This is a genomic window from Curtobacterium sp. MCPF17_003 (genome assembly GCF_003224385.1).
Lineage (GTDB): Bacteria > Actinomycetota > Actinomycetes > Actinomycetales > Microbacteriaceae > Curtobacterium > Curtobacterium flaccumfaciens.
In genome coordinates, this window is record NZ_QKLC01000010.1 from 40,197 (window position 1) to 65,368 (window position 25,172).

The 25,172-nt window shown below is 72.5% G+C and carries 14 protein-coding genes, 1 tRNA gene and 1 other RNA gene; 6 read left to right on the plus strand and 10 right to left on the minus strand.

Going from position 1 to position 25,172, the window contains the following annotated elements; genetic code table 11:
• Positions 1–65: 65 nt before the first annotated feature.
• The gene (locus tag DEJ30_RS11280) at positions 66–7,676 is read right to left on the minus strand and encodes a choice-of-anchor G family protein (RefSeq protein WP_110861484.1); all 7,611 of its coding nucleotides are present in this window, start codon (positions 7,674–7,676) and stop codon (positions 66–68) included.
• 233 nt (positions 7,677–7,909) lie between these two features.
• An RNA gene (gene ffs / locus DEJ30_RS11285) (signal recognition particle sRNA small type) lies at positions 7,910–8,006 on the minus strand.
• A gap of 37 nt (positions 8,007–8,043) precedes the next feature.
• Here ffs and DEJ30_RS11290 point away from each other — a divergent pair.
• Positions 8,044–8,718 carry an SDR family oxidoreductase gene (locus tag DEJ30_RS11290; RefSeq protein WP_110861486.1) on the plus strand — a complete coding sequence of 225 codons (675 nt, stop codon included), beginning with the start codon at positions 8,044–8,046 and terminating at the stop codon, positions 8,716–8,718.
• A gap of 132 nt (positions 8,719–8,850) precedes the next feature.
• Here the strand turns inward: DEJ30_RS11290 and DEJ30_RS11295 are convergent, their stop codons facing one another.
• Both DEJ30_RS11295 and pta read right to left on the minus strand, forming a co-directional pair.
• Complete coding sequence (locus tag DEJ30_RS11295; protein WP_110861488.1) at positions 8,851–10,047, minus strand: acetate/propionate family kinase; 1,197 nt, start codon at positions 10,045–10,047, stop codon at positions 8,851–8,853.
• Positions 10,048–10,096: 49 nt separating this feature from the next.
• The gene (gene pta, locus DEJ30_RS11300) at positions 10,097–12,205 is read right to left on the minus strand and encodes a phosphate acetyltransferase (protein ID WP_110861490.1); all 2,109 of its coding nucleotides are present in this window, start codon (positions 12,203–12,205) and stop codon (positions 10,097–10,099) included.
• Between the two features lie 121 nt (positions 12,206–12,326).
• Between pta and DEJ30_RS11305 the strand changes: the two genes are divergently transcribed.
• Together DEJ30_RS11305 and DEJ30_RS11310 are read left to right on the plus strand one after the other, a co-directional pair.
• Positions 12,327–12,411: transfer RNA gene (locus DEJ30_RS11305), tRNA-Ser, on the plus strand.
• 300 nt (positions 12,412–12,711) lie between these two features.
• Entirely contained in the window at positions 12,712–13,353 is a 642-nt protein-coding gene (locus DEJ30_RS11310; RefSeq protein WP_110861492.1) for a hypothetical protein, read from the plus strand.
• A gap of 264 nt (positions 13,354–13,617) precedes the next feature.
• Here the strand turns inward: DEJ30_RS11310 and DEJ30_RS11315 are convergent, their stop codons facing one another.
• Positions 13,618–14,874 (minus strand): multidrug effflux MFS transporter, encoded by a 1,257-nt coding sequence (locus tag DEJ30_RS11315; protein ID WP_110861494.1) that lies wholly within the window; start codon positions 14,872–14,874, stop codon positions 13,618–13,620.
• A gap of 226 nt (positions 14,875–15,100) precedes the next feature.
• On the opposite strand from DEJ30_RS11315, the gene DEJ30_RS11320 reads away from it, so the two are divergent.
• Positions 15,101–15,682 carry a TetR/AcrR family transcriptional regulator gene (locus tag DEJ30_RS11320; RefSeq protein ID WP_146238569.1) on the plus strand — a complete coding sequence of 194 codons (582 nt, stop codon included), beginning with the start codon at positions 15,101–15,103 and terminating at the stop codon, positions 15,680–15,682.
• A gap of 87 nt (positions 15,683–15,769) precedes the next feature.
• Here the strand turns inward: DEJ30_RS11320 and DEJ30_RS17865 are convergent, their stop codons facing one another.
• The 5 genes from DEJ30_RS17865 to DEJ30_RS11345 form a co-directional block, all read right to left on the minus strand.
• Positions 15,770–16,372 (minus strand): substrate-binding domain-containing protein, encoded by a 603-nt coding sequence (locus DEJ30_RS17865; RefSeq protein ID WP_146238570.1) that lies wholly within the window; start codon positions 16,370–16,372, stop codon positions 15,770–15,772.
• Between the two features lies 1 nt (position 16,373).
• Positions 16,374–17,816 (minus strand): MFS transporter, encoded by a 1,443-nt coding sequence (locus tag DEJ30_RS11330; protein WP_181420111.1) that lies wholly within the window; start codon positions 17,814–17,816, stop codon positions 16,374–16,376.
• A 55-nt stretch (positions 17,817–17,871) separates the two neighbouring features.
• Entirely contained in the window at positions 17,872–19,017 is a 1,146-nt protein-coding gene (locus DEJ30_RS11335; RefSeq protein WP_110861500.1) for a cystathionine gamma-synthase, read from the minus strand.
• Positions 19,018–19,030: 13 nt separating this feature from the next.
• Positions 19,031–20,395: a cystathionine beta-synthase gene (locus DEJ30_RS11340; protein WP_110861502.1), complete on the minus strand. Its 1,365-nt coding sequence runs from the start codon at positions 20,393–20,395 to the stop codon at positions 19,031–19,033.
• Positions 20,396–20,568: 173 nt separating this feature from the next.
• A complete protein-coding gene (locus DEJ30_RS11345; RefSeq protein WP_110861504.1) occupies positions 20,569–22,443 on the minus strand; it encodes an ABC transporter ATP-binding protein in 1,875 nt (624 codons plus the stop codon).
• 125 nt (positions 22,444–22,568) lie between these two features.
• On the opposite strand from DEJ30_RS11345, the gene DEJ30_RS11350 reads away from it, so the two are divergent.
• Together DEJ30_RS11350 and DEJ30_RS11355 are read left to right on the plus strand one after the other, a co-directional pair.
• Positions 22,569–23,993: an amino acid permease gene (locus DEJ30_RS11350; protein ID WP_110861507.1), complete on the plus strand. Its 1,425-nt coding sequence runs from the start codon at positions 22,569–22,571 to the stop codon at positions 23,991–23,993.
• A gap of 381 nt (positions 23,994–24,374) precedes the next feature.
• Positions 24,375–25,133 (plus strand): hypothetical protein, encoded by a 759-nt coding sequence (locus DEJ30_RS11355; RefSeq protein ID WP_146238571.1) that lies wholly within the window; start codon positions 24,375–24,377, stop codon positions 25,131–25,133.
• The last annotated feature ends 39 nt before the right edge of the window (positions 25,134–25,172 follow it).

A 25,172-nucleotide genomic window follows, 5' to 3' on the forward strand; every position in this document is an offset into this window, starting at 1 on the left:
GGCACCGCGCCTCCCGTCCGTCTGGTCGACGGGCGGGAGGCGCGGTGTGTGACGCTGGTGCGGACTCAGCCGCGGGTGCGGCGACGGAACCCGCCGGCGAGGCGGGAGAGCCCCAGCAGCAGGAACCCGAGGGCCACCAGGCCCGCCGCGGTGCCGGCGATCGGGACGACGTCCGCGCCGGTCCAGGCGAGGTCACCGTTGCCGTTGCCGGAGCCACCGGTCCCGGTGCCCGAGCCGTTCGCGGAGCCACCGTCGGTGCCGATGCCGGTCCCGGTGCCGGTTCCGGAACCACCGCCGGTCCCCGGCGTGCCGGGCAGACCGGGCGCACCCGGCGTTCCGGGGGTGCCGGGCGTTCCGGGCGTCCCCGGGTTCCCGGGCGTGCCCGGCTCCTCCGGGTCCACCGCGTCGTCCATCACCATGACGCGGAGCATCTGCGCCTGCGAGGTGAACCCGCCGACCGACTGGGTGACTCGCAGCACGTGGCCGCCGACGGGCAGCCCCACCATGACCCACCACGTGCCGTCCTCGTCGGCCGTCGTGGCGACCGCGTCGCGGCCCATCGGCTGCACGGTGACCGTCGCGCCGGGCTCGGCGGTGCCCGTCACCATCAGGTCGTGGTCACCGTCCTCGTCCGCGATGTACTGCGAGCCCGGCGTCGGCGAGGTGACCGCGAGCGGCTCCAGGGTGTCGACCACGACCGGCACCCGGGGCGCCGTCGAGGTCGTGCCGTTCACCGACTGGGTGGCACCGATCGTCCACTCACCCTCGGGCACGCGATCGAACACGACGCTCCACGCGCCCTCGTCGTCGGCGGTGGTGGTGCGGACCTGCCCGGTGGACAGGGTCACCGTCACCGCGGCGCCCGGGGTGGCCTGACCGGTCACCGTGAACGAGCCGGTGTCGCCGAAGCCGTCCGCCGGGATCAGCTGCCCGGGGTCGGGGCTCGTGATGACGATGCCCGTCTCCTGCGCGGCCACGACCGTGACGTCGACCGTCACCGGGTCGGAGGTCCGACCGCCGGCCGTCTCCGTCACCGACACCGTGTGGTCCCCGACGGGGACCCCACCGATCGTGACCGTCCACGAGCCGTCGTCGCCGGCGGTCGTCGTGGCGGTCCGGCCGTCGACGTCGACCGTGACGGTCGCACCGGGCTCGGCGGTGCCGCTCACCGGGACCGAGGTCGTCGACCCCGTGGTCGGGAACGCCTGGCCGTCGGTCGGGCTCGAGATGACGACCGGCGTCGCGGCCGTCACGGTGAAGCCGACCTGGGGAGCGTCGGTGGTGGCACCGTCGACCGTCTGGCTGGCGGCGACCGTGTGCGATCCCTCGGCGACGTCCGGCACCGTCACGGACCACGCACCGTCGTCGTCCGCGGTCGTGGTGACCGCGGTGCCGTCGTCGATGCGGACCGAGACGGCGGCGTTCGGTGCGGAGGTACCGGTCACGCGGACGTCGGTCGAACCGCCGAGCACGCGGACGTCGGCGCCGTCGGCCGGGCTGGTCACGACGATCGCGTCCGCAGCGGCGACCACGACGGTCACGTCGCGCTCGATCGCATCGGACGTCGTGCCGTTCACGACCTGGGTGACGACGAGCGTGTGCTCGCCCGCCGGCACGTCGACGAGGGCGGTCTCCCACCGTCCGTCGGTGCCGACACGGACCACGACCGGGTCGGCGTCGTCGAGGACGACGCGGACCGTCGCACCGGGCTGGCCCACGCCGCCGACCGGGACGGTCGCGGTGGGGTCGGTGCTCGGCACGGTGAACGTGGTGTCGTCCGCCGGGGCGGTGACCGTCAGCGCGGCACCGGGTGCCACGGTGAAGGTGCTGCCCACCGCTGCGGACGTCGAGCCGTCCACCGTCTGGGTCGCACGGATCGTGTGCTCACCGACGGCGGTGTCCGGCAGTTCGACGCTCCAGGTGCCGGCGTCGGTCGCGGTCACGGTCCGGGCGTCGCCGCCGTCGATCGTGACGCGGACCTCGGCACCGGGCTCGGCGGCCCCCGCGGCGGTGAGGGTCGCGACCGAGTCGCGCTGGGCGACCCGGATCGTGGTCCCGTCCGCCGGGGTGGCGATCGTGATCGGGTCGGCGACGAGGACGCGGACGTCCACCGTCACCGGCGCGGACTCGGTGTCGCCGATGCGCTGCGTGACACTGACGGTCGTGGTGCCGGCCGGCACCCCGGGGACCGAGACGCTCCACGCGCCCTCGTCGTCCGCGGTGGTCGACTCGGTGCGACCGTCGCCCAGGTCGACCACGATGGTCGCGCCCGGCTCGGCGGTGCCGGCGACGTCGACCGTCGTCGTGCCGTCGCCGTCGGCGACCGTGTACTCCTGGTCGGCCGTCGGCTCCGTGATGACGACGGGTGCGCCAGCCTCGATCTCGAACGTCGTCTCGACCGGGGTGGTCGAGGTCGAGCCGTCCACGGTCTGCGTCACCTCGACGGCGTGCTCGCCGACACCGAGGTCCGGCACGTCGACGCTCCACGAGCCGTCGTCACCGGCGGTGACCTCGACGGGGTCGCGGTCGTCGACGGTGACCGTCACCGTGGCGCCGGGCTGGGCGTCACCGGCGACCGTCACGGTCGTCGTCGCGTCGCCGTCGGCCACCGTGATGGGGTCGTCGCCGGGCTCACGGATGACCAGGGCCGCAGCGGCGACCACGGACACCGGTCGTTCGACCGCCGCGCTCGTGGTGCCGTTCACGGCCTGCGTGACCGAGGCCGTGAACGAGCCGGTCGGCACGTCCTCGACCGTGGTCGCCCAGCGGCCGTCCTCGTCCACGGTCGCCGTGGCGCTCCCGCCGTCGCCGAGGTCGACCGTGACGGTCGCGCCCGGCTCACCGGTGCCGGCGAAGTCGACCCCGGTGGTGGCGTCGTCGTCCGCCACCGTGACGGTGGTGGCACCCCGCGGCGTGGACACGACGAGCGGGGCTCCGGCACGGACCGACACCGCGGCCGTCACCGGCGTCGAGGTCTGCCCGCCGACGACCTGCGTCGCGGTGACGCGGTGGTCGCCGACCGGGACGTCCTGGAAGGTGGTCTCCCACCGGCCGTCCTCGTCCGCGGTCACCGTCTCGGCCTCGCCGGTCGAGAGCCGGACCGTCACCTCGGCGTCGGGCTGCGCCCGACCGGTCACCTCGACGTCGGCGGTGCCGGACGTGTCGGCGACCGTCAGGACGTCGCCGTCCTCCGGGGTCACGATGGCGAGCGCGGTTCCGGCCCGCACCGTGACGGTCTGGTCCGGACTGGAGGCGGTGGTCCCGCCGACCGTCTGGCTGGCGGTGAGCGTCGGGGTGCCGACACCGACCCCACCGAACGTGACCGTCCAGTCGCCGTCCGCGTCCGCGGTGGTGGTCGCCTCGTCGTCGCCGAGTCGCACCGTCACCGGCGCGCCCGGCTCCGCCGAACCCGTGACCACGACGTCGCGCGTGGCGTCGGCGTCCGGCACGAGGAGGACCACGTCGGTCCCCGGTGCGGTGATCGTGACCGCTTCGGCGGCCTCGATCGTGACGGCGCGCTCGACCGGGTCGGAGGTGCGCGGGTCGGAGACGGTGCCGGCCAGGGTCTGGGTGACCGTGACCTGGTGCACGTCGACGCCGAGGTCGGGGAACGTGACCGACCACGTGCCGTCGGCACCGATCGTCGTCTCCCGGTCGTCGGACCCGGCGAGGGTCGCCGTGACCGTGGCGCCGGGCTGGCCGGTGCCGGTGACCGTGACGTCGCGCTCGACACCGGGGCCGGCGACCGTGATCGGGTCCGTGTCCGGACCGGTGATCGTCAGCGCGTTGGCCGTGACGACCTCGAAGGTGATCGGGACGGCGCTCGTCACGACGTCCTCCACCTCCTGGCTGGCCGACGCCGTGTAGACGCCGGTCGGGGCGAGACCGGTCGCGTCGACCGCCCACCGCCCGTCGTCGTCAGCCGTGGTGGTGAACCGGGTGCCGGGTCCGACCGAGACGGTCACCGCGGCACCGGGCTCGGCCGTGCCGGTGATCCGGACGGTCGCGGTGGCGTCGGCGTCGACCACGACGAAGCGTGCGCCGCTCGCCGGGGTGTCGATGACGATGGCGTTGCCGGGGATCACGGTGAAGTCACGCGTGACCACCGGGCCGTCGGTGCCGTTCACGGTCTGCACGGCCTCGACGGTGTGCTCGCCGATGCCGAGCTGCGTGGTCGGGAGCTCCCAGTTGCCGGCCGTGTCCGTGACGACCTCGACGGAGTCGCCCTCGTCGATCGTGACGGCGACGGTCGCGCCGGGCTCCGCGGTGCCGCGGACGACCACGTTGGCCTGCCCGCCGGTGCCGGCGGGGACCTGCTGGGCGTCACCCGGTGCCACGATGACGAGCTCGTCGCCGGCCCCGACCGCGAAGTCACGGTCGACCGGTGCCGAGGTCGCACCGTCGACGGTCTGGGTGACCGTCGCGGTGTGGTCGCCGGTGCCGACGTCGGTGAGGACCACCGACCAGGCACCCTGCGGGTCCGCCGTCGTGGACACCGCGTCGCCGTCGTCCAGGACGACCTCGAGGCGGGCGCCGGGCTGCGCGGTGCCCCGCACGGTGACGTCGACGACGGAGTCGTCGGTGGCGACCGTGACGGTGGCGTCCTGCGCCGGAGCGGTGACGGCGAGCGGGGCGCCCGCCTGCACCGTGACGACCTGGCGGACGGCCGGCGAGGTGGTCCCGCCGACGGTCTGCGTCGCTGAGATCGTGTACCGACCGACCGGGACGTCGGTGACGGTCAGCGTCCACGTGCCGTCGTCGTCGGCCGTCGTGGTGGCGGTCAGCCCGTCGCCGAGCGAGACCCGCACCTCGGCGCCGGCCTCGGCCGTGCCGGCCAGGTCGAGGTCGGTGGTGGTGTCGACGTCGAGGACGGTGACCACGTCGCCGTCCTCGGGCGAGGTGATCGCGAGCGGGTCGCCCGCCTCGACGGTGAAGGTGGTCTCGACCGGGCCGGACGTGGTGCCGTCGACGCTCTGACGCGCCGTGACGGTGCGCTCCCCGACCGGGACGTCGGCGAAGGTCGTCGTCCAGGCGCCGTCCTCGTCGGCGGTGACCGCGGCGGCGAAGGAACCACCGATGCCGACGGTGACCCGGGCGTTCGGGGCGGCCGAGCCGGACACCGTCACCGGGGTGGTCGAGCTCTCGTCGGCGACGGTGATGGTGCTGCCGTCGGCGGGCTCGTCGATGGTGAGCGCGGGGGCCGCCGTCACGGTGAAGTCCCGGGTGACCGGGGCGCTCGTGGTGCCGCCGACGGTCTGGGTGACCTCGGCCGAGTACTCCCCGGCCGGGACGTCCGTGACGCTCGTCGACCAGGTGCCGTCGGCGTTCGCGCGGGTGGTGGCGGTCAGGCCGTCACCGAGGTCGACGTCCACGCGGGCACCGGCCTGTGCGCTGCCGGAGAACGGGACGGACCGGGTGTCGCCGGCGAGCGGGAAGTCCTGGTCCGCCGTGGGGGTGTCGACGGTCAGGCCGGCCGCGGCCACGACCCGGAAGGACCGGGTCACGGGTGCCGAGGTCGTGTCGCCGACCGTCTGCGTGGCGCTCGCCGTCTGCTCGCCGACCGGGACCTCGGGGACGGTGATGCTCCAGGCGCCGGCGTCGTCGGCCGTGCCCGTCGCGGTCACGCCGCCGCCCAGGTCGACGCTGATGCGCGCGTTCGCCGTCGCGGTGCCCGTCAGGGTGACGGGGGCGGTCTCCCCCGTCGTGGTGAAGGTCTGACCGGCCGTGGGCGTGGTGATCGTCAGGGCTCGCTGGGCGACGACGGAGAAGTCCTGCGTCGCGGTGCCGGCCGCGGTGCCGCCGACCGTCTGGGTCGCGGTCGCGGTGTACGAACCGGTGGGGACGTCGGGGATGGTCGTCGTCCAGGTCCCGTCGGCAGCGACGGTCGCGGTGCCGGTCCGGTCCCCGCCGAGGCTGACGGCCACGGAGGCGCCGGGCTCGCCGGCCCCGCTCACGACGACGCTGCGGGTCGAGGTCGCCGATGGCACGGTGAACTGCTGTCCGGCCGTGGGCGCCGTGATGGTCGGGGCCGCGAAGGCCGTGGCACGCACGGTCGAGGTGGCGAGGTCCACGGTGGCGACGTTCACCCCGGGGAGCACGGAGAGCCGCAGGGCGTGCACGCTCCGCGATCCGGTGTCGAACCCGCGGGGGTCGCGGAAGCCCGTGGTGTCCTGCGCGTTCACGGTGAGGTCGACGACCTGACGGAGCAGCAGCACGACGGGGCTCAGCAGGGTGGAGACGGCCGAGGTCGTCGCCGTGAGCGTCGTGCCGAGGTTCGTCAGGGCCGTGCCCGTCACCAGGGGACGCACGATGGTCTGCAGTGCCGGGATGACGACGGTGTTGACCGCCGGGGCGAGCAGGGTGCCGAGCACGTTCAGGCCGAGGGGCCCGCCCGTCGCCGTCACCGTGGCTGTGGCGGGCGACGTGCCGGCGAGGGCGCCGAGCGTGGTGTCCGCCCGGAGGGCCAGTGCGGTGAGCGGGATGCCCGCGAGGTTGACGTTCGCGGTGACGTTCACCCGCACGGCGGTCGAGTTGATCGTGTTGACGACCGCGGTCTGCAGTGCGGTCGGCAGCTGCGTGCCGAGGATCGTCGTGATGCTCCGGTTGATCGAGCTCACGGCAGCCTCGGTCAGCACCGACGTGTTCGCCGGCTGACCGTTCAGCGTGGTGAGCCGGTCGAGGTCGACGGTGATCGCGCCGGTCGACGGGGTGATCGTCACCGCACCGTCCGTGAGCGGCTGCTGCAGCACCCGGGTCAGGGTGTCGTCGAGGTTCAGGTCGACGGTCGCGGTGACGGTCGTGCCGTTGAGGTTCACGAGTCCGAGGCTCGTCGTGCGGAGGAGCCGCTGCAGCTCGCTCGTCAGCGCCGTGGTCGTGCCGGACAGCGCCCCGTCCGCCCCGACCGCGGAGTTCACCGTGCCCGAGAAGGTGCGCAGGTCGTTCCGGAGCGCCGTGCTGAGTCCGGCGACCGCGGGGCTCGTCAGGTTCAGGTCCGCGCCGGCGATCCGGTAGTCCGTCGTCGTCCCGACCGTGGTGCCGCGCGTCGCCTGGATCCGGGACGCCAGCGCCCCGACCCGCAGCTGTGCGTTCGACAGCACCCTGGTGTCGGCGCCGACGCGTGAGAACAGCGGGTTGAGGTCCACCGTCGCAGCGCCGGTGCCGGACCCGGTGCCGACCCCGATGCCGCCGTCGTTCGTCAGGAGCCCCGACGAGGCGGTCGCGCCCGTGGCCGAGGTCGTGGCGTACTGGCCGTCGACACCGAGGGTCAGGATGCCGTTCGGGCCGAGCAGGTCGATGTCGTTGCCGAGGTCGACCCCCACGGCGTTGAGCGCCGTCAGGTTGAGCGGCTGATTCGTGGTGCCGCCGCCGGAGCTCGCCCCACGCGCGGAGTACGCGCCGCCGAGCTGGGCGACCGCGTCGGCGTTGACGATGCCGGAGCCGCTGAGCAGCAGCCCCTCGGCCTCGGCGACGTCGGTCTGGGCGGCCGCAGCGGGTTGGATCGCCACGGTGGCGGCGATGAGCGCCGTCACCGTGGCGACGACGCCGCCGCGCAGGAGGAGCCGCCGACCGTCCGTCGCTCGTCCTCGAGCTCGGCCGTCGGCGCGGGTGATCCGTCGTGTCCGTTCGTCCGCTGCGGAGGGTACGGGGGTACCGGGCAGCGACGCGTGCCTGCGCATGCGTGTCTCTTTTCCTGGCGGGCGCGCCCGCCACCTGATCCTCGGAATCCACCGCTGGTGAGGCGGTGGAGGCTCCTCCGCTGGTGAGGCGGTGGAGGGTCGGAACCCTGGTTGGGGATTCCTGAGGCAGATCTTTACACATGATCAGGTTCGTGTCCGCACGTGCCGCCGAAAAAGTGCGCCGGCCCTCCCGAACGGGGGTGGCGTCGGCCCGGAACAGACCCGGCGGAAACGAAGAAGACTCCTCACGCACCCGCCAGAGCCCGGTTACCCTTGCTGCGTTTCCGCCCTGGGGGAGTTGGCCTGGATGGCGTCACGTGAGGAGCCGCCGAGAAGTCTACCGGACGCGACGGGCAGACTCGAACACATGAAGATCGCCATCGCCGGAGGACACGGCCAGATCGCCCTGCTCCTCGCCCGCCAGATCACCGACGCCGGCCACGACGCCGTCGCGATCGTCCGCAACCCCGCGCACGTGGCCGACGTCGAGCAACAGGGGGCGCGTGCGATCGTCGCCGACCTGGAGCAGCTCGGCGACGACGACCTGGCGCTCCGCCTGCGCGGTGTCGATGCCGTGGTGTTCGCCGCCGGTGCCGGGCCGAACAGCGGCGCCGAACGGAAGCTCACCGTCGACCGTGACGGTGCGATCCTGCTCGCCGACGCCGCCGAGCGTGCCGGCATCGAGCGCTACGTGATGATCTCCGCGATGGCAGCCGACACCTACGACCCCGAGCTCGCCGTCGTGCCCGCGCAGGACGACGCCGCGGTGTTCCAGGTCTACCTGCGGGCGAAGGCCGAGGCGGACGCGAACCTGCGGGCCCGACGCCTCCGCTGGACGATCGTGCGTCCCGGCGGCCTGCTCGACACGCCGCCGCAGGGCACCGTCCACGTCGGCCGGACGGTGCCGCGCGGCTCGATCCCCCGCGCGGACGTCGCGACCGTCGTCCTGCACGCCCTGCTCGACGACGCCGCGGTCGGCGTGCAGTTCGAGGTGACCAGCGGCGACACCCCGATCCCCGCGGCGCTGGACGCCCTCACCTGACCGGTCCGCACGGCCCGCACGGTGCACTGGACGCGGCCCACGGACGGCCGGGAGGCGCGGTGCCAGCCCGCACCGCGCCTCCCGGCCGCACCGTGCCAGCGCGACGACGCGAGGCGGCACGCGCGCTGCGCGTCAGAGCGCGACCGCAGCCGACTGCCGGGCGATCTCGAGCTCCTCGTTCGTCGGGATGACGAGCACCGCGACCCGTGAGCCGTCGGTGGAGATGCGGCGGGCATCGCGCGAGGCCAGCTCGTTGCGGTCCGGGTCGATCTCGATGCCCAGGTGCTCGAGCCCCGCGAGCACGCGCCGCCGCAGCAGCGCGTTGTTCTCGCCGACCCCCGCGGTGAACACGACCGCGTCGAGCCCCCCGAGCTGTGCGGTGTAGGCGCCCACGTAGCGACGGATGCGGTGGCGGTACACGGCGAGCGCCGCCTCGGCCTGCTCGTCGCCCTTGGTGGCGGCGTCCTGCACGTCCCGCATGTCGCCGTTGCCGGTCAGGCCGAGCAGACCGGACCGCTTGTTGAGCATGGTGTCGAGCTCGTCGAAGGTCATCCCGGCCTCGCGGTGCAGGTGGATGAGCACCGCGGGGTCGAGGTCGCCGGAGCGGGTGCCCATGACGAGCCCCTCGAGCGGGGTGAGCCCCATCGAGGTCTCGATGGACTTCCCGCCGTCGATCGCCGCGACCGAGGCGCCGTTGCCCAGGTGCAGCACGATCGTCTTGAGCTCGGCGAGCGGCCGGTCGAGGAACTCCGCGGCCTGCTCGGAGACGTACTTGTGGCTGGTGCCGTGCATGCCGTAGCGGCGGATCCCGTACTCGGCGGCCAGGTCGGCGGGGATCGCGTACGTGTACGCGTGCGGCGGCATCGTCTGGTGGAACGCGGTGTCGAACACGGCGACGTGCGGGACGTCCGAGAAGACCTGCTTCGCGGCGCGGATCCCCTCGAGGTTCGCGGGGTTGTGCAGCGGTGCGAGGCTGTTGAGGTCCTCGATCTGCTGCTCGACCTGGTCCGTGACGACCGTCGCACGGTCGAAGGTGGTGCCGCCGTGCACGACACGGTGGCCGACGACGGCGGGCGGGTGTTCGTCGAACGACGGCCCGACCTTCGCGAACGCGTCGATCATCGCCTGGAACCCGGCCGCGTGGTCGGGCACCGACGCGGCGTCGTTCGACGACGACTCCCCCGTCAGCGCGTTGGTGTGCTTCCAGGCCCCGGCGGACTCACCGATGCGCTCGACGAGCCCGGAGGCGAGCGTGTGCTCGCCCTCGAGTTCGATGAGCTGGTACTTGAACGAACTCGAGCCGGAGTTGACGACGAGGGCTGCGGTCACGGGGTGGTCACTTTCTGTCGGGTCTGGAGGCGCGGTGCGGGTCGGGCGGTCAGGCCGCGTCGGTCGCGGTGCCGGCCTGGATCGCGGTGATCGCGACGGTGTTCACGATGTCGCCCACCAGGGCGCCCCGAGACAGGTCGTTGATCGGCTTGCGCAGACCCTGCAGGACCGGGCCGATCGCCACGGCGCCGGCCGAGCGTTGCACGGCCTTGTACGTGTTGTTGCCGGTGTTGAGGTCGGGGAAGATGAACACCGTCGCGCGGCCGGCGACCGGGGAGTCCGGCATCTTGGTCGACGCGACCGTGGGGTCGGCTGCGGCGTCGTACTGGATCGGGCCCTCGACGAGCAGGTCGGGCCGGCGTTCCCGCACGAACGCGGTGCCGGCGCGCACCTTGTCGACGTCGGCGCCGGAGCCGCTGTCGCCGGTGGAGTAGCTGAGCATCGCGACGCGGGGGTCGATGCCGAACTGGGTCGCGGTCTCGGCGGACGAGATCGCGATGTCCGCGAGCTGCTCGCTCGTCGGGTCCGGGATCACCGCGCAGTCGCCGTAGACGAGCACGCGGTCGGCGAGCGCCATCAGGAACACGCTCGACACGATCGAGGTGTCCGGACGGGTCTTGATGATCTCGAACGACGGCCGGATGGTGTGCGCCGTGGTGTGCTTCGCGCCGGAGACCATGCCGTCGGCGAGCCCGAGCTGCACCATCATCGTGCCGAAGTACGAGACGTCGGTGACGGTGTCGCGGGCGAGCTCGATCGACATCCCCTTGTGGGCGCGGAGCCGGGTGTACTCCTCGGCGAAGCGTTCCCGCAGCTCGGGGTCGAACGGCGAGACGAGCTGCGCGGCCTCGAGGTCGAGGCCGAGCTCGGTCGCCCGCGTGCGGATGGCGGCGGGGTCGCCGAGGATCGTGAGCTCGCAGACCTGGCGCTGCAGCAGGGTGGAGGCGGCGCGGAGGATGCGGTCGTCCTCGCCCTCGGGCAGGACGATGCGCTTGCCGTAGCTGCGCGCCCGGTCGAGCAGGCCGTGCTCGAACATGAGCGGGGTGACGACCCCGGACGGGGCGAGCTGCAGGCGGTCGCGCAGGGCCTCGGCGTCGACGTGCTGCTCGAACAGGGCGAGCGCCAGGTCGGCCTTCCGGGGCGAGTCTGCGGCCAGGCGGCCACGGGTCTGGGTGATCCGGAGGGCGGTGTCGTACGTGCCGAGGTCGTTCTGCGCGATCGGCAGCGAGCTCGACAGGCCCTCGAGCAGCCGGGACACCTGCGGGGCGATCTCGAACCCGCCGTTCAGGATGACGCCGGCCAGGCTCGGGAACGTCTCGGACTGGTTGGCGAGCAGCGTGGCGATCAGGACGTCGCTCCGGTCACCGGGGACGACGACGATGCCGCCCTCGATGAGCCGGGGCAGGACGTTCTCCATGCTCATGCCCGCGACGACGGTGCCGAGGGCCTCGCGGTCGAGCAGGGCGTCGTCACCGCGGACCAGGGTGGCGCCGGTGGCCTGCAGCAGGGCGCGGACCGTCGGGGCGACGAGGACGCGGTCCTCGGGGATCGCCCACACCGGGACGTCGGGGTGGTCGTCGTGCACGGCCCGCTCGACGCTCGTCACGATGGCGGCCAGGGCGTCCGGGTCGGCGCGGTTCACCACGACGCCGAACAGCTGCGCGTGTGCCGCCCGCAACTCGCTCGTCGTGACGTCCGCCACCTGCGCCATGCCCTCGGGAGTGCGGGCCGCACGTTCGGCGGCGTCGCGGCCACCCAGCACGAGGAGCACCGGGGCGCCGAGGTTCGCGGCGACCTTCGCGTTGAAGGACAGCTCGGTGGGGCTGCCCACGTCGGTGTAGTCGGACCCGAGCACCACGACGGCGTCGCACTGCCGCTCGACCTGGGCGAACCGGGTGACGATGGTGCCGAGCGCCGCCTCGGGGTCGGCGTGCACGTCGTCGTAGGTGACCCCGACCGCGTCGTCGTACGAGATGCCGACGGCCGTGTGCTGCAGCAGCAGCTCGAGCACGTAGTCGGGTTCGACGACCGAGCGGGCGACGGGCCGGAACACGCCGACGCGGCCGACGGACCGGGCGAGGGTCTCGAGGACACCGAGGGCGACGGTGCTCTTGCCCGTGTGCCCTTCTGCTGACGTGATGTAGATGCGGGTCGACACGACGCCCAGGGTAGTCGCCGCACATGTCACGACATCTGGGAGCACCGTCGCCGACGACACGCGGTCGTGAGCACCTCGGAGAACCTGTACCATTGGGTGTCGCCGTCGCGAGACGGCGTCAGGAGAATTCGCCTAGTGGCCTATGGCGCACGCTTGGAAAGCGTGTTGGGTGCAAGCCCTCGGGGGTTCGAATCCCCCATTCTCCGCAGCGAGCAAGGCCGAACCACGACGAAGGACCCGCACCGATCGGTGCGGGTCCTTCGTCGTTCCACGGGCGATCGGTCCCCCACCCTGCGGACGAGCGCGTGCCCTGTTCACCCTCGGTTGGCCGGGAAACGCCCACCAGGGGTGGAACGGGCTGTCCCCGGTACCCGTCGGTCGCCTATGCTGGCGGAGCGAACGGCTCCGGGACGAGCCGACCGCGGTGCATCGAGCGGCAGGGGCGTCGCTCGGAGGGCGTGCTGGTCAGCGTGCCCGGAACACCCGAGGGGACGAGGAGACGCGCCATGGGGGACACCACCGTGCCCGCAGTGCCCGTGCGACCCGCCGTCTTCGACACGGTCCTCCGTCCGCGCCGGTCCCTCGTCCGTTCCACCGCGCTGAGCATCGCCTTCTCGGCCGTGCCGCTCGCCGTCGCCCTGGTCTGGGTCTCGTTCCCGTTCCGCACGTGGGCCGTGTTCGCCGGCGTCGTCGTCGCGATGGCCGCGGCCGTCGGCATCGTGTTCGTCCGGCTGCACACCGCGTTCATCGGGATCGACGACGACGGCCTGACGATCCGTGGTGTCCTCACGGCGCACCGCCGGGTCCCCCGCGACCGCGTGCACAGCCTGGTGCTCGCCACGACCTTCGGCTCGTCCGTGGACCGGACCGTGCGGGAACTCGTCGCGTTCGACCGGACCGGCGCCCACCTCTTCCGGCTCCGTGCCGATGTGTGGGGCGACGACGGGCTCGACCGGGTGGTCGACGCGCTCGGCGTGCAGGTCGTCGAGGAGGCCCGACCGGTCTCCGCCCGCACCTTCGCGAAGCGCTACCCGACGAGCCGCGCCTGGTACGAGCAGCGGTCGGCGTTCCTGCTCGTCGGCGGCCTCGTCGTGCTGGTCGTCGGCGGGTTGCTCGCCGTCGAGTTCGCCGGCCTCAACGCCCGCTGACCGACCGGCGAGACCTTCTGCCGTCGCCACCGGGTCCGGGGCGGTCGCCTCGACCGCCCCGGCAGGGGCGGTGGGAGCCGGTGCTGCCGGAGAGGCGGGCTCCGCGTCGGGCGCGAGCCGCGCCTCCAGGCCGGTGGGTGGCGGGGACCCGACGACCGCGGGTTCCGCGTCGGCGGTGCGTCCCGCTGCTCCTCCGCCGCCGGCGCTGCGGCGAGCTCCTCGGCTCGCCGCGCCGCCTCGCCGGCGGCCCGGCGGTCCGGGTCGTCAGTGCGACAGCGCGGGCACCGTCCGGGGGCGGACCACGAACCAGAGCATCAGGATCGCGACGGCGGCGGTCGACGCCATCACCATCGCCATCGGGGTGGCCGTCGTGATGCCGAGCCAGCCGACCACCGGCGAGATGAGACCGGCGACGCCGAAGTTCAGGGCACCGAGCACCGAGGCCGCGGTCCCCGCTTCCTTCCCGTGGGCAGCGAGACCGATGACCTGGACCAGCGGGAACGAGAACCCGCACGCGGCGATGAAGAACCACAGCGGCACCAGCACGCCGACCAGACCGGCACCGAGCTGGTCGAGGACGATGATCGCGAGCGACGCCAGCAGCAGGGTCGCGGTCGAGCACGCGAGGATCCACTGCGGACCGACCCGCTGGGCGAGCCGCGACGAGATCTGCACGCCGAGGACGACCCCGACCGAGTTGACGGCGAAGAGCAGCCCGTACTGCTGCGCGTCGAGCCCGTAGACCTGCTGGAACAGGAACGGCGACGCGCTGAGGTACGAGAACAGACCGCTGAACACCATGGCGCCGATGAGCGCGACACCGACGAAGATCCGGTCGGAGAACAGCGCCTTGTAGCGCTGGCCGATGGTGGAGTGCCCGGCCTCGTGCCGGCGGGCCGGCGGCAGGGTCTCGACGATGAGCAGGATCGACGCGATCACCACCGCCAGGCCGTAGCAGGCGAGGAAGACGAAGATGCCGCGCCAGCTGGTGAACTGCAGCATCTGCGAACCGATGAGCGGCGCGAGGATCGGCGCCAGGCCGTTCACCATCGCCAGGCGGGACAGCATCCGCACGAGCGGCTTGCCGCCGAACAGGTCGCGCACCGTCGCCATCGCGACGACACCACCGGCTGCGGCGCCCATGCCCTGCAGCACGCGGAACACCGCGAGCAGCTCGATGTCCGGCGCGGTGGCGGCACCGATCGACGCGGCGATGTGCACCGTCGTCGCGATGATCAGCGGTAGTCGGCGGCCCACCTTGTCGCTCCACGGGCCGACCAGGAGCTGCCCGATGGCGAAGCCGAGCGTCGTGGCGGTGAGCGTCAGCTGGACCGCGCCGTCGGTGACGCTGAACTGGTCCTTGATCGCCGGGAACGTCGGCAGGTACAGGTCGATCGTGAACGGACCGAGCGCCGTGAGGGCGCCCAGGACGAAGACGTAGACGAGTCGCTGCCCGCGGGAGAGCGAGTCTCCCGGGTGCAGGACGACCCGGAGCGAACCGGTGGTGGCGGGCGCGGTCACGAGACAGGAGTCCTTCGACGATGAGGGGGCGGGGGTGATCGCGGGTCGATCGAATCGATTCGTCCGCGGAACCATCCTACGGTCGCCGGTGCGTGCTCGGCGCCGCCCGTGCCGGCCGCCCGCGTGAAGCGGCTCGTGCTGCCACTCGGCCGCGCGGGGACCATGCGGTACCGTCGGACTGCTCGGGGGCCTTCCGGGTGAAGCGGATCAGAAGGGGGTGGGCGTCATGGTGGATGCCCGGATCCTGCACACCACTGCAGCGCTGCGCGAGGCGATCCTGCGACTCGCCGCGGACCGACCGGTCTCGGAGATCACCGTCGCCGACGTCACGCGTGCCGCCGGCATCAACCGGGCCACGTTCTACTCGCACGCCGTCTCCCCCGGGTCGCTGCTCGCCGACGTCCTGACGCCGGAACTCGACCGCATCCGGCAGGACGACGCCGACGAGCGCCGAGCCGCGGCCGACCGGGGCGCCGGAGCCGACGAGCTCGCAGCCATCACCCGGCGCGGCATCAACGCCGTGGTCGAGCACGTGACGACACACCGCGACATCTACGGCAAGGCGCTGCCGGACCCGAACGACGCGTCACTGCACCGGCTGCTCGTCGAGCACTTCACGGTGTCGAGCGCCCTGCACATCCGCGAGCTCGACCCCGCACGCCGGCCCGACCTGCTCGACGACGTCGCCGCGGGGTTCGTGGCGCAGGGCTTCGTCGGGGCGATCGAGGCTTGGCTCGCCGGGCCACGTCGGTCGCGGAAGGCGCTGGTGGAGACGATCACGCTGTCGTTCCCGGCGTGGTGGAGCTGAGCGGACCGTTGCACCCGATCGTGTGATCGCCTGCGCGCCCGTGCTCCCGTGGGTGCTGGCTTCCGGCCGTGCTCGTGCTGCGCGTGCCTACTCGGCGTCGGTCGTGTCGCCGTCCGCCGGGTCGGCCTCCGGCTTCTCGCCGCGCTGCAGGGACTGCACGACCTCGACCGCCGTCGCCGCGACGTCCGCGTCGTCGCCCACCGACGGCACGCGGTAGTCGGCGGACACCCCGTCGCCACCGGTGCCGGTCGCGGGCAGCGGATCGCCGAGGGAGACCACGACGACCCCGGCGTCGTGGGCCGTCTGGATCACACCGGTCAGCGCGGACGGTCGAGCGGCGTGCACGAGCAGGGCCTTGGCCCCCTTGCGCACGAGCTGAGCCACCGCGGTCTGCTGTGACGCCGCCGCGCCCGATGCCGGAGCGACCCGGACGTCGGGTCGGAACCCGGCGTCGGTCAGGTCGGTACGGAGTCGGGCGGCGAGGGCCGCGTCGTCGTGGAGCAGGACGACGCCGATCACGGCCTGCTTGTCGAAACCGCCGTCGGAGCTCGTCAGGTCGGTGCTCTGCACCGGCGTGGGGGCAGCCGACGTCGTGCCTTGGCACCCTGCCAGGGTCAGGGCCGCCGCCAGGGCGACGGTCACGGCGACGATGCGCAGCACGGTGGTCTCCTCTTCGGTCCGGTCTGCCACGCTACCCGGCAGCCGGCCCGTGCGACGACGGATTCGGCGACGGGACGGATCCGCCCGAGCCTGCCGCGACCGTCGTCGCCGGCGCGGGCACGGGGCCGAGCCGTCGGACGGCCGCGATCGCCAGAGCAGCGAAACCGATCATCGCCGCGAAGACCAGGGGGAACGACACCGTGCCGTCGGCGCCACCGGTCGCGGTGAAGAGCAGGCCGGTCACCGCGAGACCGATCACGCTGCCCGCGGCGTCCGCGATCGTCAGGGCCGAACTCGCGAAGCCGTCGTCGCCCTCGCGGGAGAACCGCAGGGTCAGCATCGAGGCGCGCGGGTAGATCGCGCCCATGCCCGCGCCACCGACGAACCAGCCGGCGACCAGCACCCACCACGACAGGTCGAACGTCGCGACCGCGAGCGCGGTCACCAGGCTGACGAGCACCAGCGTGAGCCCGACCCCGAAGGTGCGACGGGCGGTGAGCCGCTGCTCCCCCAGACGACCGTGCGCCCAACTCGACGCTGCCCAGCTGAGTGCCGCCACCGTCAGGGCCAGCCCCGCAGCCGACGGCGACAACCCGTGTTCGGCCTGCAGCAGGAACGGCACGTACGCCTCGCTGCCGAAGAACGACGCCGCGACGAGCCCGCGCAGCAGCACGACCGACGGCAGCCCGGCCGCGGCCCGGAACGTCCCGGTCGGCAGCAGCGGCCGCAGGGCGAACCAGGTGCCGACCAGCCCGACGAGCACCGCCGCGACCATGCCCCACGGGGTCAGGTCGGGCGCGACGTTGAGCAGCAGGATCGACACGGCAGCGGCCACCGACCAGCCGATCCTGACCCGCTGCCACGGCGGGCGGAGCGACGCGACCGGGGCGTGCACCCGGCCGAGGGTCGGCACGAGCAGGGCGAAGGCGACCAGCGCGATCGCCAGCGCCCCGGCGAACACCCAGTGCCAGTCCCAGGTGTCGGTGACGATGCCGGCCAGGGCGGGGCCGATCAACGCCGGCACGACCCAGGCGGCGGCGAACCCGGCGAACACCGGCCCGTGCAGCTCGGCGGGGAAGATCCGGGCGACCAGCACGTACAGCACCACGTCGATGGCCCCGGCACCGAACCCCTCGATGAGCCGACCGGCCAGGAACACCTCCATGGTCGGCGCGAGCATGACCACGGCGGTCCCCACCGCGAAGAACGCCGCCGACACCCACGCCACGATCCGGCCACCGGCGCGATCGGTCCAGTTGCCCGCGAGCACCATCCCCGGCACCCCGGCGGCGAGCGGGGCGGCGAAGGCGAGCGCGTACAGGGTCTCGCCGTCGAGGTCACGGCTGATCACCGGCATGATCGTCGTCATCGCCAGGTTCTGGAACGCCGCGACGCCGACGATCGCGACCATGCCGATCGTCGCGAGGGCGTACGGCCCGCTCAGCAGACTGGTCCGCGACGCCGTTGTGCTCACCTGGGACATCGTAGGGGCGAGGGGTGACGCTGTGGCAGCGTCAGCAGGTCACGCGTCAGCGCGCCAGCGCCTGCTCCAGGTCCGCCACCAGGTCGCCGGCGTCCTCGATCCCCACCGACAGCCGGACGACGTTCTCCGGCACGGCCAGCTCGGTGCCCTTCACCGACGCGTGGGTCATCTCGCTCGGGTACCCGATGAGCGACTCCACGCCACCGAGCGACTCGGCCAGGGCGAACAGCTCCGTCGACTCCGCGAACCGCTTCGCCGCCTCCGCGCCGCCGGACAGCGCGACCGAGAGCATCCCGCCGAAGCCGCGCATCTGGCGGGCGGCGACGTCGTGCCCCGGGTGGTCGGGCAGGCCCGGGTAGTAGACCCGCTCGACGCCGGGCGCGACGACGAGCGCCTCCGCGACGGCCTGCGCGTTCCGCGAGTGCCGCTCCATCCGCACCGCGAGCGTCTTGATGCCACGGGTGGTCAGGTAGGCGTCGAACGGCGACGAGATCGCCCCCGCGCCGAACTGCAGGAACTGCACCTTCGCCGCGAGTTCCTCGTCCGCCAGCACGACGGCTCCGCCGACGACGTCGGAGTGTCCGCCGAGGTACTTCGTGGTCGAGTACACGACGACGTCGGCACCGAGCGACAGCGGCTGCTGCAGGTACGGCGACGCGAACGTGTTGTCGACGACCACCAGGGCGCCCGACTCGTGCCCGAGGGTCGCGAGCGCGGCGATGTCGGCGATCTTCATGAGCGGGTTCGTCGGCGTCTCGACCCACAGCACCGTGGTGGCCGGCGCGCCCTGCAGCGCCGCGCGGACCTGGTCGAGGTCGCTCATGTCGACGACGACGAGCTCGACGCCCCACGGCACGTGCAGCCGACTCACCAGGCGGTGGGTGCCGCCGTACACGTCGTTGCCCATCACGACACGGCCACCCGGGACCAGCGCGGCGCGGAGCAGGGCGTCCTCGGCGGCGAGCCCGGACGCGAACGACGACGCCGCGACGCCACCGTCGAGGTCGGCGAGGAGCACCTGCAGCGAGTCGCGCGTCGGGTTGCCGGCGCGCGAGTACTCGTAGCCGTTGCGCATGCCGCCGACGCCGTCCTGCACGTACGTCGACGTCAGGTGGATCGGCGGGATGACGGCGCCGGTGATCTCGTCGGGCTCCTGGCCGGCGTGGACGGCCCGGGTGCTGAACTCGGTCATGCTCGGTGGTTCCTTACTCGGAGAGGTAGGTGAGGAGGTCGTGCCGGGTCAGCACGGTGACGGGCTTGCCGTCCTCGACGACGAGGAGCGCGTCGGCCGACTCGAGCGCACGACGCGCCGCGGAGACCGACTCGCCGACGCCGATGAGCGGCAGCGGGTCGCCGACGAAACCGGTGAGCGCGTCCGACATCTTCGCGGCGCCGGTGAAGACCTGCTCGAGCAGCGCCTTCTCCTCGACGGCGCCGACGACCTCGCCGATGACGACGGGCGGTTCCGCGCTGAGCACGGGCATCTGCGAGACGCCGTACTTGGTCATGATGTCGACGACGTCGCGCACCGTGTCCGCCGGGTGCGCGTGCACCAGGTCGGGCAGGCGGCCGTCCTTGCCGGCGATGAGCGAGCCGACGGTGCGCTCGTCATCGGTCTCGGCGAAGCCGTAGGAGCGCATCCACCGGTCGTTGAAGATCTTGCCGAGGTAGCCGCGGCCGCCGTCCGGCAGCAGCACGACGACGACGTCGTCCTCGGTCAGGTCCCCGGCCGCGCGGAGCGCCGCGACGACGGCCATGCCGCTCGAACCGCCGACGAGCAGTCCTTCTTCGCGCGCCAGGCGCCGGGTCATCGCGAAGGAGTCGGCGTCGGACACGGCGATGATCTCGTCCGGCACGCCGGCGTCGTACGCACTCGGCCAGAAGTCTTCGCCGACGCCCTCGACCAGGTACGGGCGACCGGTGCCGCCGGAGTACACGGAGCCCTCGGGGTCGGCCCCGACGATGCGGACGCCGCCGTCGGACGCCTCCTTCAGGTACCGTCCGGTGCCCGAGATCGTGCCGCCGGTGCCGACGCCCGCGACGAAGTGGGTGATCTTCCCATCGGTGTCGCGCCAGATCTCCGGACCGGTGGTCTCGTAGTGGCTGCGGGGACCGTTCGGGTTCGCGTACTGGTTCGGCTTGTAGGCGCCGGGGATCTCCTGCACGAGCCGGTCCGACACCGAGTAGTAGGACTCGGGGTGCTCCGGCGCGACCGCGGTCGGGGTCACGACGATCTCGGCGCCGTACGCCGTGAGCACGTTGCGCTTGTCCTCGCCGACCTTGTCGGGCAGCACGAAGACGCACCGGTAGCCGCGCTGCTGTGCGACCAGGGCCAGACCGACGCCGGTGTTGCCGGAGGTCGGCTCGACGATGGTGCCGCCGGGGCGCAGGTCGCCGGAGGCCTCGGCCGCGTCGATGATCCGGGTGGCGATGCGGTCCTTGGACGACCCACCGGGGTTCAGGTACTCGACCTTCACCAGGATGGTCGCCCGCACCCCCTCGGTCACCCGGTTGAGCTTGACGAGCGGGGTGTCGCCGACGAGGTCGACGACGGAGTTCGCGTAACGCACGCCGTCGAGTCTAGGACGCGGTCACCGCGTCCCGCTGGGATGTGTCGTGTGCGGACAACGCACCGGGATCCCGCGGCGGGCGACGTGCCCTGGTCGCGCTGCGCGCCGGACGGGAGGCCCGTGCGGGCGCCGCCACGGGCCTCCTGTCCGGCGCCCGGTCGCGACCACGACCGTCAGGGGCGGACGACGTCCGCCGACGTGTTCTGCTGCCGGTGCAGCTGCGCGTACGTGCCGTCGAGGGCGAGGAGTTCGTCGTGCGTGCCCTGCTCGACGATCTGGCCGTGGTCGAGGACGAAGATGACGTCGGCGTCGCGGATCGTCGAGAGCCGGTGCGCGATCGAGATGGTGGTCCGGCCGGCCGCCGCCGTGTCGAGCGCCGTCTGCACGACGTGCTCCGAGATGGAGTCGAGCGCGCTGGTCGCCTCGTCGAGGACGAGCACCGGCGGGTCCTTCAGCATGACCCGGGCGATGGCGATGCGCTGCTTCTCACCACCGGACAAGCGGTAGCCGCGCTCCCCCACGACGGTGTCGTAGCCGTCCGGGAACGACGCGATCGTGTCGTGGATGTTCGCCGTACGGGCCGCACGCTCGAGCTCGTCGTCGGTGGCGTCGGGCTTGGCGTACCGCAGGTTCTCGCCGATCGTGGCGTGGAACAGGTACGTCTCCTGGCTGACGATGCCGACGTGCCGCATCAGGTCCTCGTGCACCAGGTCGCGGACGTCCTGCCCGGCGAACCGCACCGATCCCTCGGTCGCCTCGTACAGCCGGGGCACCAGGTAGGACACCGTCGTCTTGCCCGCGCCGGAGGGACCGACGAAGGCCGCGAACTGCCCGGGGCGGAGCTCGAACGACACCCCGCGCAGGGTCGGCTTGTCGGCTTCGCCGTCGGGGTAGGTGAAGACGACGTTGTCGAAGGCGACGTGGCCGACCTTCGACTCGTCCACGGGCCGGGCGGTCGGCGAGTCCGTGATGGCCGGCTCGAGGTCGAAGTACTCGAAGATGCGGGCGAAGAGCGCACCGGAGGTCTGCAGGTCGAGGACCACGCGCAGCAGCCCGACCGTCGGGAACAGCAGCCGGGACTGCACCGTCGTGAACGCGACGATCGTTCCGGCCGTGATCGGGACGTCACCGATGATCAGGTACGCGGCGACGACGTAGATGATCGCCGGGATGATCGACAGGAAGATCTGCACGATCGCGAAGAACCACTGCCCGGACATCTGCTGGCGCACCTGCAGGGTGATCTGGTTGCGGTTCTCGTCCCCGTAGCGGCGGGTCTCGCTGGCCTGCTGGTTGAAGCTCTTCGCGAGCAGGATGCCCGAGACGCTCAGCGCCTCCTGCGTGATGGCCGTCATGTCGGACAGCGACTCCTGCGTCTGCGCGGCGATGCGGGCCCGGACCTGGCCGACGCGGCGCTGCGCGATCACGAGCAGCGGCAGCAGGACCACGGCGACCAGCGTCATCTGCCAGCTCAGCAGGAGCATCGCGACCACGGCGGCGATCACGGTCACGGTGTTGCCGAGCACCGACGAGATCGTGTTGTTCAGCACGCTCGCCACGCCGCCGACGTCGTTCTGCAGGCGTGACTGGATGACGCCGGTCTTGGTGCGGGTGAAGAACGCGAGCTCCATCCGCTGCAGGTGCGCGAACAGGCGCATCCGCATCGCCCCCATGACCTTGTTGCCGACCGTCGCGGTCAGGTACGTCTGCCAGACGCCGACCCCGGCGCTCGCGATCCAGAGCAGGACCATCGCGGACACGAGCTCGACCAGCACCGGGACGTCGGGGCGACCCGACGGCGGGAACAGCCCCCGGTCGAACGCCTGCTGGGTGAGCAGTGGCGGCACGACCGAGATGGCCGCACCGACCAGCACGAGGACGACCGTGAGCATGATCGCCCGGCGGTGCGGCTCGAACAGCGCGGCGATGCGCCGGACCAGGTGCGGGATCTTCGGCGCCTCGGCGTTGGCGGCCTTCTGCGCGCGGAAGTCGCCGCTCGAGATGCGCCCACCCCCGCGCGGACCGCCGCCTCGCCCGCCGTGTCCCATGCTCATGGAGCCACCGTAGCCCCGCGCTCGGACATCGACCGCCACTCCACAGCACCGCAGTATTTGACCCCGTTCAGGGGGCGTGCGAGCATGTGCCGTCCCCGTCCCCGCACCACCGAGGTCCCATGTCGTCCGCGCCGTCACGTCCCACGTCCCTGGGGGCGCAGCTCGCCCGCCGCAAGCCGATCGAGCAGCTGCAGGCCGAAGCCTCCCGTGGTGTGAACGGTGAACCGCTCCGTCGGTCGCTCGGCGTCTGGCAGCTGACGATGATCAGCGTCGGGGCCACGCTCGGAACCGGCATCCTGGTCGTCCTCGGCACCGCGGTCCCGCTCGCCGGTCCCGCCGTCTGGATCTCGTTCGTCGTCGCGGGGATCGCCGCGCTGCTGTCCGCGCTGTCCTACGCCGAGATGGCGGGCGCCGTCCCGACGTCGGGGTCCAGCTACTCGTACACGTACGCCACGATGGGCGAGGGCATCGCCTGGATCTGCGGCTGGTGCCTCGTGCTCGAGTACGCCGTCTCGGTGGCCGCGGTCGCGGTGGGTGCGAGCGAGTACGTCGACGAGACCCTCCGCGTGTTCGGCCTGCACCTGCCCACCGCACTCTCCGCTCCCCCGGTCGACGGCGGCGTGGTCAACCTGCCCGCGGCGGTCCTGGTCCTGCTCGCCACCGTCGTGCTGCTGCCCGGTGCCCGCGAGAGCGCCTGGGTGAACACGGTCATGGTCATCGTCAAGATCGCCCTGCTGGTCTTCTTCGTCGTCGTGGCGTTCACGGCGTTCCGGGCGCAGAACTTCGAGCCGCTGGCCCCGATGGGCGCCGCCGGGGTCACCGCCGCCGCGTCACGGCTGTTCTTCTCGTACATCGGCTTCGACGCCGCCTCGACCGCCGGTGAAGAAGCCAAGAACCCCCGCCGTGACCTGCCCCGGGCGATCATCGGCTCGATCGCGCTCATCACGGCGCTGTACATCCTCGTCGCGATCGCCGCCGTCGGGGCCCGCTCGTGGACGGCGTTCTCGTCGTCCGAAGCGTCACTCGTCCGCATCGTCGTCGACGTCACGGGGCAGCCGCTCGTCGCCCTGGTGTTCTCGATCGGCGCCGTCGTCGCGATCGCGAGCGTCGTCCTCACCGTCCTGTACGGCCAGACCCGCATCCTGCTCACGATGTCCCGCGACGGCCTGGTACCGAAGGTCTTCGGGCGGGTCTCCCGTCGCACCGGCACCCCGATCGCGAACACGCTCATCACCGGGATCGCCGTGACGATCGTCGCCGCACTCGTGCCCCTCGGTGAGCTCGCCGACGCGACGAGCATCGGCACCCTCGTCGCCTTCGCCCTGGTGAACGTGTCCGTCATCGTGCTCCGCCGCTCGCAGCCCGACCTGGAGCGCTCGTACCGGGTGCCGCTGTTCCCCGTCGTGCCGATCCTCGGCACCCTGAGCTGCGTGCTGCTCGCGGTGTTCCTCGGCGCCACCACCTGGATCGCCTTCGGCATCTGGATGGCCGCCGGCGCCCTGCTCTACCTGGCCTACGGCCGCCGCCACAGCACGCTGCGCTGACGCGCCCGCCGCGCCGCGCCCACCCGCGCCGCGCCGCGCCGCGCCGCGCCGAGTCTCGGCCAGGCGGACTCTTCACTGCACACGAAGGCGCGAAAGTGTCTGCCCAGGCGAGACTCGGCACCTTTTTCGAGACAGTCGTGCACTCCCGCTCTCCACAGATCCCACCGGAGGGCACACGGCACAGATCCGAGTCTGCACACTCGCATCATGCAACTGCACCGGACACGGCCCGATCTCCTCCGCGCCGAGCCGTCGGATCCATCGCGAGCACGACAACTCCGACGGCTCCATGCCGCTGGGCGAGTCGTCCGGCTCCGTGCGGGTGTCTACCTGGACAAGCGGGTGTGGGATTCACTCGACACGTCGGACAAGCACCTCGCCATGGCTTGGGCTGTCGCTCCCGACCTGAGTCCGACCAGCGCGTTCTCCCACGTCACGGCTGCACTCATCCATGGCTGGCCGTTGATCGGGCCGGCTCCCGAGCGGATTCACGTCGTCGACTGGGAGCTGGTCGGTGTCGAACACCGGGTCGGGCTCATTCGACACGGCATCGACCCCGCTGGCCTGCGCCTCGGCCCCAGCCGATTCGACGGCGTCCCCGTGGTCGATGCGCTCGGAACGGCGATGGCCGTCGCGCGAACGTGCGACCCGGCGGTAGCCTCCGTGGCCATCGACCACGCGGTACGCATGAAGGCGATCGACAGGAAGGTGTTCGAGGAGCACCTGCCTCCGCCCGCATCGCGTGGTGGCCGGAGGGCTCGGCTCGTCGCCGCTGCGCTCGATCCGGCACACGAGTCACCCGGTGAGTCCTACTCTTCGATCCGACTCGTGCAACTGGGAGTGACGAACATCCACCCGCAGCATGAGTTCGTCACGAACGGGTTCCGCGACCGCGTCGACTTCTGGTTGCCCGACGCCGGAGTCGTCGTCGAGTTCGATGGCAAGCAGAAGTACGTCGACCGCGAGATGCTCGCAGGTCGGGATCCCGGCGACGTCCTATGGCAGGAGAAGCGCCGCGAGGACCGCATCCGTACCCGCCGAGAAGTTCGGTCCGTCATCCGAGTGACCTGGTGGCACCTCGAGAGCCTCGACCGGCTTCGTGCGCTGCTTCGATCGCACGCGGTGTTGATCACTCCGTGAGCGGCTCCTGCGCCGGGTCGAGTCTCGGCCCAACGGACA

Excerpts from the sequence above, each read along its gene's own strand:
- DEJ30_RS11345 (WP_110861504.1), bottom strand. The coding sequence starts at position 22,443 with ATGGGACACGGCGGGCGAGGCGGCGGTCCGCGCGGGGGTGGGCGCATC.
- DEJ30_RS11355 (WP_146238571.1), top strand. The coding sequence starts at position 24,375 with ATGGCTTGGGCTGTCGCTCCCGACCTGAGTCCGACCAGCGCGTTCTCC.
- DEJ30_RS11320 (WP_146238569.1), top strand. The coding sequence starts at position 15,101 with ATGGTGGATGCCCGGATCCTGCACACCACTGCAGCGCTGCGCGAGGCG.
- DEJ30_RS11335 (WP_110861500.1), bottom strand. The coding sequence starts at position 19,017 with ATGACCGAGTTCAGCACCCGGGCCGTCCACGCCGGCCAGGAGCCCGAC.
- DEJ30_RS11290 (WP_110861486.1), top strand. The coding sequence starts at position 8,044 with ATGAAGATCGCCATCGCCGGAGGACACGGCCAGATCGCCCTGCTCCTC.
- DEJ30_RS11310 (WP_110861492.1), top strand. The coding sequence starts at position 12,712 with ATGGGGGACACCACCGTGCCCGCAGTGCCCGTGCGACCCGCCGTCTTC.
- DEJ30_RS11280 (WP_110861484.1), bottom strand. The coding sequence starts at position 7,676 with ATGCGCAGGCACGCGTCGCTGCCCGGTACCCCCGTACCCTCCGCAGCG.
- DEJ30_RS11350 (WP_110861507.1), top strand. The coding sequence starts at position 22,569 with ATGTCGTCCGCGCCGTCACGTCCCACGTCCCTGGGGGCGCAGCTCGCC.